Origin of the sequence: Paraburkholderia sp. BR10937 (assembly GCF_040965695.1) — a bacterium.
Lineage (GTDB): Bacteria > Pseudomonadota > Gammaproteobacteria > Burkholderiales > Burkholderiaceae > Paraburkholderia.
Map to the genome: position 1 here is coordinate 1 of NZ_JBFRCL010000136.1, position 1,511 is coordinate 1,511.

A 1,511-nucleotide genomic window follows, 5' to 3' on the forward strand; every position below is an offset into this window, starting at 1 on the left:
AATCGCAACATGCGATAACGAAAAAATATCCGGAGGATAGTCAATTCCCAAAGGGCGAACGTGAGTTGCCACGCTGCCGGCATCGACACTGCGTTCGACCGTATGAGCCGAATCCTGCGAGGCATTGGCAATGACCGTGGTGCGATAGTTCTGCGGCCCGATGCGCAGCAGCCGTGTGAGCGCCGAATAGGACGCGACGCGCAGGAAGGTTCTGAAACTCACGCTGCGGTTCACGTCGAACAACACGATTTCGCTGCCGTTTGCGGGAAGCTTGTCATACAACGACGACATGACTGCAGGGGTGCTGACCGTGAAATCGGTAACCGACTGGAACGTCAGCACGGGAGGGAGTGACCTCAACCGATTCTCACGCTCAAGCCTCGCCATCTGCTCCTGGATGGCGCTGGTAAGCAGCCAGGACTGACGCGCTGCGTTCACCGGGAACGAGTTGTATTTGAAGGGGTTGAATTCCGGCACGATGCCGAGCCAGGCGGCCCGCGCGAACGCGGGCAACATCGCGGGCAGTCCCACGAGGCCCGCAAACCGCGCGTAACGAGTGACTCCGATCATCGGCGAAATGAGCACGAGCCGGGTGGGACGCGTGAGCGCGGGGTTCTCGATGGCGTCCATTGCATATTGCAGGGCAAGCGCGCCGCCGTTCGAGAAGCCTATCAGTTCGAGCGGCTTGTCCGGGCCCACGCGCCGACGCGCTTCGCGAACCGCGAGTCGCGTTGCTGCGGCCCACTCTTGCCACGTGACATTGGTCAGTCCCGCTGGCACGGTACCGTGTCCAGGTAAGCGGATGGCGATCGCGACAAAACCCCGGTCACGATAGTTGCGCGCGATGTGCCGCAAACTGTAGGGCGAGTCCGTCATGCCGTGCAGCAGCACCACCGCTCCAACCGGCGTTCCGGGAGGTTCCAGTATGTACGAGCGGTTCCAGTCCTGAGCGAAGTGCTCTGGATAGATCGGTGAGCCTTCGTAGTATCGGTTCGACGGGACACGCTCGGATGCGTTGATCTTTTCGACGACGTTCACGCGCACATCCTCGACAAGCCGCGACTCCTCCCGCATGTACGCATTCCAGTCGCCGGCGTCTATTTCTTCGACGGTCATCTCCCGCGGCACGTGGGTGTGCCAGACCGATAGTTCCGGGCCGCGCAGCGAAGACCATGCCCGCAAACCCAATGCGAGTAACGCGAGCACGACCAGTATCGACACGCATATTTTTATTACCTTCAGCGACGTGCGTAGCATGGGTTTTCTCGTGGAAGCAACTTCAAAACACACAGTGACCTTGAAATTCTTCTGCTGCGTATCAATTCGACCGCATGCTTCGTGAAGCGTAGCCTGGTCCTATGTCGTTAAAGCCTGTGTCACCTGCCCTGCGAGGCATTGCCCTTTCTGTCGGCGCTCAGGGACACGGGCGTATGCGAATCGGCGATATCCACCCAGCCACCGCCCATGGCCTGATACACGCTGATCACCTGGTTATAGCGCGAGGCCTGCAA

1 protein-coding gene is annotated in these 1,511 nt (G+C 59.8%); it reads right to left on the reverse strand.

Annotated elements, in window-relative coordinates; genetic code table 11:
* Positions 1–1,257 (reverse strand): alpha/beta hydrolase (locus AB4Y44_RS42280; protein WP_368702800.1); only part of this gene is annotated, 1,257 nt, incomplete at its 3' end.
* Positions 1,258–1,511 lie beyond the last annotated feature (254 nt).